Below are 6,902 nucleotides of genomic sequence, written 5' to 3'. Positions count from 1 at the left end.
AAGGTCGCGGCGAGATTGTCACCGCCCGATTCCACCAGAATCAGTTCGAGATCGGGAAATTTCCGGCGCATCGTCTCAATGGCGGAGAGATTGAGAGAGCAATCCTCGCGGATCGCCGTATGCGGGCAGCCGCCGGTCTCGACGCCCAGAATGCGCTCTTCCGGCAGCGCACCGGCGACGGTGAGCAGCCGCGCGTCTTCCTTGGTATAGATGTCGTTGGTGATCGCGCAAAGGTCGTAGATGCCGGCGAAGCGCTTGCACAGGGCCTCCATCAGCGCGGTCTTGCCCGAGCCGACCGGGCCGCCGATACCGACGCGCAAAGGGCCGTGAGGCGATGGCGACATGGCTTGATACTCCCGCATGATCACGCGCGACCGGCGCGCTTCGATGCGGTGATTTTATGACCGCCCTTCCCTTCCGACAATCGACTTGACCCGGCATAAAGCAGGCATTTCCTGCCTATGATTTAGGCAGATTGCCCTCCTCCGTATCAGGCTCCGCCAGCACCCCGCCCGTCATCGGCGCAGCCACGCCGGTCGTGCCGGGATAGGTGATCGGCAACCCGCGCAGGGCGCGCATGGCGAGATAGGCGAAAGCCTGCGCCTCGAGGTGATCACCCGACCAGCCCGCTGCCTCGGCGGGCGTCAGCCGCGTCTGCAGATGCTGCCCGAGCGCCTCGCACAAGGCGGTGTTGCGCGCCCCGCCCCCGGCGACGATCCAGCGTGCGGGCTTCTCCCGGGCGTGATCGAGCGCAGCGGTGATGCTGCGCAGGGTGAAGGCGGTGAGCGTCGCCGCCGCATCGAGCGTGTCGAGATGGCCGACCATGCGATGCGAAAACCAGTTGCGATCGAGAGATTTCGGCGGCTTGGCCACGAAATACGGATGCCGCATCAGCCAGTCGATGAGCGGCTCCTCCGGCGACCCGCGCGCACCGATGGCGCCGGCATCGTCATAGGGCAGACCGAGCCGCTCGCGCAGGAGATCGTCGATCAGCGCGTTGCCGGGGCCGGTATCGAAAGCGAGCATGCTCTCATCGGAGAAGATGAAGGTGACATTGGCCACGCCGCCGATATTCAGGATCGCGAGCGGCGGCGCGATCCCGGCCATACGGGCGATGGCGCGGTGGAAGACCGGCACCAGCGGCGCTCCCTGCCCGCCCGCCGCGACATCCGCCGCGCGCATGTCATGGATGACCGGCATCCCCGTCGCCCGCGCCAGCGCCGCCCCGTCGCCGAGCTGCACCGTCAGCCCCAGGGCCGGGCGGTGCAAGACCGTCTGACCGTGGAAGCCGATCACCGCAATATCCGCGCGCGACAGATCGTTCTCCAGAAGAAACGCCGCCACCGCGTCGGCGTGGGCGCGCGTCACCACCGCCTCGGCTTCCGCGAGCGCCGGGGGGCGCGCAGCGCGATCTGTGAGCCCGCCTGCTTCATCGAGGGCGCGAGCGAGCACGGCGCGCTCATCCGCCGTATAGGCGCGGTAGCCGGTCGGGCCGAATCCGGCGATCGCCTCGCCATCGCTCTCGATCAGCGCGACATCCACCCCGTCGAGCGAGGTGCCGCTCATCAGGCCGATGGTGCGCAGGATGGGGGGCTTTCCGGCATTCATCCTTGCAAATTCCCGTGATCTTTGCGCAGTAAGCTGTTAAACGCCCCGGCGTCAGCATCAAGAACCAATCAGAAGAGACCCGCGATGAGCGCGCCCCGATCCGACTTTCTCCGCATCCTGACCGAACGCGGCTTCATTCACCAGTGCTCCGACATGGAAGGGCTGGACGAAAAGGCGCGCGCCGGGGAGCTCGTCGCCTATGTGGGCTATGATTGCACCGCGCCCTCACTGCATGTCGGCCATCTGCTCTCGATCATGATGCTGCACTGGCTGCAGAAGACCGGCGGCAAGCCGATCACGCTGATGGGCGGCGGCACCACCCGCGTCGGCGACCCGTCCGGCAAGGATGAGAGCCGCAAGCTGCTCACGGTTGAACAGATCGACGCCAACAAGGAAGAGATCAAAAAGACCTTCCGCCGCTTCGTAAATTTCGGTGACGGCGCGGGCGATGCCGTCATGGTGGATAATGCGGAATGGCTGACGAAGCTCAACTACATCGAATTCCTGCGCGATGTAGGCCGGCACTTCTCCGTCAACCGCATGCTCTCCTTCGATTCGGTGAAGCTGCGGCTGGAGCGCGAGCACGAGCTCTCCTTCCTCGAATTCAACTACATGATCCTCCAGGCCTATGATTACGTCGAGCTGGCCAAGCGCCATGGCTGCAATCTGCAGATGGGCGGCTCGGATCAATGGGGCAACATCGTCAACGGCATCGATCTCGGGCGCCGGCTCGGCACGCATCAGCTCTACGCGCTGACCTGCCCGCTCCTGACCACCGCATCCGGCGCCAAGATGGGCAAGACCGCGTCCGGCGCAGTCTGGCTCAATGCCGACATGCTCAGCCCGTGGGATTACTGGCAGTTCTGGCGCAATACCGAGGATGGCGATGTGGGTCGCTTCATGCGCCTGTTCACCCTGCTGCCAATGGACGAGATTGCCCGTTACGAGGCGCTCGAAGGTGCAGAGATCAACGCGGCGAAGAAAAAGCTCGCCGACGAGGCCACCGCCCTGATGCATGGCCGCGAGGCGGCGGAACAGGCCGCCGAGACCGCCCGCCAGACCTTTGAACAAGGCAAGACCGCCGCGAGCCTGCCCACGGTGACGATCCCCTCAAACCTGATCGAACAGGGCCTTTCCGTCCTCGCCGCTTTCGGCCCCGACCATGCCGGCCTCACCGGCTCGATGGGCGAGGGCCGCCGCCAGATCAAGGCGGGGGGATTGCGCGTGAATGACACGGTCGTCACCGATGAGCGCCTGAGCCTCACCGGTTCCGATCTGCGCGACGGCGTGGTCAAGCTCTCCTTTGGCAAAAAACGCCACGTGCTGCTCAAGCCGGAGTGAGCGCGCCTGCGCGCGCGCCGCGCCTCACCCGATCTGGCGAATATCGGTGATCACCTCCGCGCCGAAGCGCGGGCCGAGCAGATGCGCGACGATAGCCTCGCCACAGCTCTCTGGGCTCGACAGATCGTTATTCTGCTTCAGCGCAACGAATTGCTCGCGCAATGTGAACTGCTCCGGCGTCGTCGCGCGGATCTCGCCCTGCATGTCGGTATCGATCACGCCGGGGGCGAGGCTCTCGATGGCGAGATGCGGCACTGTATCGGCAGCGACGGAGCGGGCATGGTGATCGAGCGCGGCCTTGGTGGCGCAATAGATCGACCAGCCCGGCATCGGGCGCCGTCCCGCACCGCTCGAAATATGCATGATCCGCCGGTCCGCGACCTTCTCCGTCGCGGCGATGAAGGCATTGGCCGCCATCAGCGGTCCGGCAATGTTGAGTGTCACCGCCTGCGCGATGGTGGCGATGTCGAGCGCACCGCTCGGCCCGATCGGCTGAACGATGCCGGCATTGTTGATCAGGATCGCGGTCTGCGCATCGGCGAGGAAATCGCGCATTTCAGCCCCGGCGAGCCAGGACCGGGCTGCTTGCGCATCCGAGAGATCGAGCGTGACCTCCTGCAGATCCTGCGAAAAACGCTCCGCCAGCGCGGCATTCGGCCGGCGTGACACGCCGAGCACGCGGACGTCGCGCATCAGCAGCGCCTGCGCCATGCCAGCGCCGAGCCCGCGCGAATGTCCCGTCACGATTGCCTTGATCATTGGTACCCATCCTTCTCGAAAACCGGTCTCACAGTGTCAAAGCCGCGCCGCCGGCGCAAGCGCCGGGTCGATGGCCGGTGCACCGCAGCCGCCGAGAACCGGGGCGCAGAGCATCAGCGCGATCAGATCGGCCTGGCGGTTGGTGCGGGTTTTGCCGAAGATGTTGCGCAGATGGAACGATACCGTTGTCTGCGATATGCCGAGCGCGCACGCGATGGCGTCCAGCCGTTCACCGGCGGCGAGCCGTCCGGCCACTGTACTCTCAGTGGGTGTGAGACCGAAGATCTGGGCAAGCATGGCATCGGACAGGCGCGTGCGCCGGGCGGAATCGACAAGGAACAAAGCGACCTGCGCATCGTCATGTGCCGCCGCGTCACGGCCCGGCAGCGCGACGACCATCACCATCAGCGTGCCGGTATCAGACATCGGCTTCCCGGCATCGGGAGGATCAAGGGCCATCGCCCCGGAAAACGCTTTTCCGGCACGGCTCGCCTGCTCAGCCCGATCGATCAGATCGCGCAGGCTCGCAGCGCCGAAGCTGGGCGGCAGGCGCGCCGGATCGCTCTGCCCGTATTGCGTCGCAAGCAGGTGCGCGGCGGCCTCGTTGCCGTGCAGGATCCTGCCGCCGCTGCCCATGATGACGATGCCGGTGGCGATGGTGTCGAGCACCGCCAGCGCGCCCTCGCCGCGCATGGCTTCGAGGGCGGCGCGGGGGCGTGCCATCGCATGGGCATCGTGAGCGCGCCAGCGGACAATCTCGCGCAGACGCGCCTCGACGGTAGCGAGCAGGAGATCATAATCGATCGGCTTGACCAGATAATCATCAGCCCCCGCGCGCTTGCCCTCGACCAAGTCGGCGGGATCAGCGAAGACCGTGAGGAAGACGAAGGGCATACGCGCGAGTTCAGGGTGGTCGCGCCGCAGCTGCGCGAGCACGCCGTAGCCGTCGAGACGCGGCATGGTGATGTCGCACAGGGTCAGATCGGGACGGCAGGCGGCAAGTTGCACGAGGGCTTCGACGCCATCGGCTGCCTCGACGGTGCGGTATCCCGCCTCCGACAATTCCTCGATGATGTCGCGGCGCAGCTCCGCCTCGTCCTCGCAAACCAGAATCAGCGGCGCATCGATCATCGCGCTGGCTCCTTCTCGTCATTGACCGCTCGGCTCTCCACCTGCGCACCCCCCTCTCCCGGGAGCGTATCGGGATCGAACATGCGCGGCAGGCCGAGCGTAAACACGCTGCCGCGCCCGACCCATGTCTCGAAGCTCAGATCGCCGCCCTGCAACCGCGCGAGATCGCGCGCCAGCGACAGGCCGAGCCCGCTACCCTCGCTATGGCCGCCCGTCTCGCCGCGATAGAAGCGGTCGAACACGTGCGGGCGATCGGCGGGCGCGATGCCCGGCCCGAAATCGGTGACGGCGACGGCGATTTGCGCGCCCGTATTGAACAGACGCAGTTCCACCGGAGCGGATTCCGGGCTGTATTTCAGCGCATTGGCGATGAAATTGGCCAGGATGTGATCGACGAGATCACGGTCACACCAGGCGGTGGTCGCCGCAGCGGCGCTGGCGAAACGGATGTCGCGCTCCGGATTGAGCGCCCGGAACTGCGTGCAACTTTCACGTACGATCACGGCGAGGTCGCAATGGCGCGGCTTGGCGCTCACCTGGCCGCTATCGAGTCGCCCCGCGAGCAGGGCCGTGTCGACAAGCCGGGTCAGGCGGTGGATCGCGTCGCGGATCGCCTTCTCGCGCCGCGCGACATCGGCACCGGTCACGGCATCGCCACGCCGCACCAGACGCTGCACCGCGCTGTCGATGATGGCGAGCGGGGTGCGGAACTGGTGCGAGACGATGGCCGCGAAGTCACGGTAATAGGCGCTCACCGCCTTCTCACGCCGCAAGGCCTGCTCAAGCGTGAGCGCCCGGCTGCGCTCCTCCTCCGCATGGCGCAGCTGACGCTCGTTGGCGATGAGCCGCCAGCCGATCATCAGCCAGCCGGCGAGCACACCGATCACCGAGCCGATCACCTGCCAGACGGCGGCGCGATAAGCATCGAGCCGCTCGGCGATCGCCTCCCATTCGCGCACCATCGTGTCATTCGCCGCCCGATTGAGCGTGGCGTGCAGATCAGCGAGGCTCTCTTCGAGACGCGCATTGGTCGCCGCGAAAGCCGCCGCATCACCCGTGAGCGGCTCCGGATCCGCGTCGCGGATGGCGGTGTCATGCGCGGTGATCGGTTCATTGGCTCCGATCCGCTCCAGATAACGTTGCTGCGGCCCCTGGAGCATAAGATCGAGCCGCGAAAGCAGGAGCGCGTAGCGCAGGACGACACGATCCGCGTCCGCCCTGCCGCGCGCGTGATCCGAGAGCACCTTGTCAAGCCGCAGCGCCTCCATCTGCGTCTGGCTGATCACCCAGAGCATGTTCTCCGTCGCCTCGATGCGCATGTCCCGCTCGATCACGGCGAGGCGCCACAGCGCGAAGACCAACAGCCCCACGCAAAGGCTGATCAGCAAAGCCGGCCCGCCATAGCTGCGCAGAAAGGGGCCGGCGCGCATCATTTGACAACGAGGCTCGCGAGTTGCCAGACCCAGCGGTAATCGTAGCGGATATCCTGCAATTCCGCGTGATCATCGCGCGGATAAACGATCCAGATCGGCCCGCGATCACGGGGCGACAGCCGCTCACCATCCATCGTCAGCGCGGCGACGACGTCGTAATCCTCGAAATCCGCGACGGGAATGGTGATCTCGTAATCGTTCAATGCACGCGCGACCACCGTGTCTCCCACGGCGCCGACATGATCGAGCAGATCGCGCATCAGCGGGCCCTCGAAGCGGCGCAGACCATCCGTGACCACCGTATGCGTTTCGATGACATGCTGCGGCAGGGCTTCGAGATCTGCACGCGTGAGGGCGATCGGAGCCTGATCCGCGACGGCGCCGGTAATCTGCAATACGGGCGATTCGGCGCGCACGTCGGGCGTACCGACCACGACCAGCGAGAGCATCACCGCCATGACGATTGCCAACGGGGCGAGGCCTGCCCGGCGCCGCGCGCCGCCTCGATCACGAAAACCGGCAAAAGAAACCGTCATGCCACCTCCTGCACGCTCGCCCCGCCGCGCCCGCCATGCTTCACGCGGGCCTCCCGCATTCCGATGCAAAGGGAAGCATGTTCACAGGCCTCTG

Annotated in this window: 7 protein-coding genes; 1 reads left to right on the top strand and 6 read right to left on the bottom strand. The window is 66.1% G+C overall.

All coding sequences use genetic code 11. From position 1 onward, the window contains the following. Window positions 1-344 (bottom strand): GTP-binding protein (locus VKP01_RS07755; RefSeq protein WP_324411582.1); only part of this gene is annotated, 344 nt, incomplete at its 3' end. A gap of 115 nt (window positions 345-459) precedes the next feature. Further along, window positions 460-1,608 (bottom strand): anhydro-N-acetylmuramic acid kinase, encoded by a 1,149-nt coding sequence (locus tag VKP01_RS07750; protein WP_324411581.1) that lies wholly within the window; start codon window positions 1,606-1,608, stop codon window positions 460-462. Window positions 1,609-1,692: 84 nt separating this feature from the next. Here VKP01_RS07750 and tyrS point away from each other — a divergent pair, with 84 nt between their 5' ends. Then, window positions 1,693-2,949 (top strand): tyrosine--tRNA ligase, encoded by a 1,257-nt coding sequence (gene tyrS / locus VKP01_RS07745; RefSeq protein WP_324411580.1) that lies wholly within the window; start codon window positions 1,693-1,695, stop codon window positions 2,947-2,949. Between the two features lie 24 nt (window positions 2,950-2,973). Here the strand turns inward: tyrS and VKP01_RS07740 are convergent, their stop codons facing one another. The 4 genes from VKP01_RS07740 to VKP01_RS07725 are packed head-to-tail and all read right to left on the bottom strand — an operon-like array spanning window position 2,974 to window position 6,808. Next, window positions 2,974-3,708: an SDR family oxidoreductase gene (locus VKP01_RS07740; protein WP_324411579.1), complete on the bottom strand. Its 735-nt coding sequence runs from the start codon at window positions 3,706-3,708 to the stop codon at window positions 2,974-2,976. 36 nt (window positions 3,709-3,744) lie between these two features. After that, on the bottom strand, window positions 3,745-4,839 hold the full coding sequence (locus tag VKP01_RS07735; RefSeq protein ID WP_324411578.1) for a response regulator: 1,095 nt from the start codon (window positions 4,837-4,839) through the stop codon (window positions 3,745-3,747). Then, window positions 4,836-6,272, bottom strand: a complete 1,437-nt coding sequence (locus VKP01_RS07730) for a HAMP domain-containing sensor histidine kinase (protein ID WP_324411577.1) — start codon at window positions 6,270-6,272, stop codon at window positions 4,836-4,838. The genes VKP01_RS07735 and VKP01_RS07730 overlap by 4 nt, the downstream gene beginning before the upstream one ends. Then, window positions 6,269-6,808, bottom strand: a complete 540-nt coding sequence (locus VKP01_RS07725) for a molybdopterin-dependent oxidoreductase (protein WP_324411576.1) — start codon at window positions 6,806-6,808, stop codon at window positions 6,269-6,271. Before VKP01_RS07725 ends, VKP01_RS07730 begins: the two co-directional genes overlap by 4 nt. Window positions 6,809-6,902 lie beyond the last annotated feature (94 nt).

This window comes from Saliniramus sp., from assembly GCF_035311605.1.
Taxonomy (GTDB): domain Bacteria; phylum Pseudomonadota; class Alphaproteobacteria; order Rhizobiales; family Beijerinckiaceae; genus Saliniramus.
Note: the sequence above shows the minus strand (reverse complement) of the source record. Positions and strands in the feature narration are given on the sequence as shown.

Bases quoted from the DNA above. Each gene is read 5' to 3' on its own strand.
- VKP01_RS07725 (WP_324411576.1), bottom strand. From the start codon at position 6,808: ATGACGGTTTCTTTTGCCGGTTTTCGTGATCGAGGCGGCGCGCGGCGC.
- VKP01_RS07735 (WP_324411578.1), bottom strand. From the start codon at position 4,839: ATGATCGATGCGCCGCTGATTCTGGTTTGCGAGGACGAGGCGGAGCTG.
- VKP01_RS07730 (WP_324411577.1), bottom strand. From the start codon at position 6,272: ATGATGCGCGCCGGCCCCTTTCTGCGCAGCTATGGCGGGCCGGCTTTG.
- VKP01_RS07750 (WP_324411581.1), bottom strand. From the start codon at position 1,608: ATGAATGCCGGAAAGCCCCCCATCCTGCGCACCATCGGCCTGATGAGC.
- tyrS (WP_324411580.1), top strand. From the start codon at position 1,693: ATGAGCGCGCCCCGATCCGACTTTCTCCGCATCCTGACCGAACGCGGC.
- VKP01_RS07740 (WP_324411579.1), bottom strand. From the start codon at position 3,708: ATGATCAAGGCAATCGTGACGGGACATTCGCGCGGGCTCGGCGCTGGC.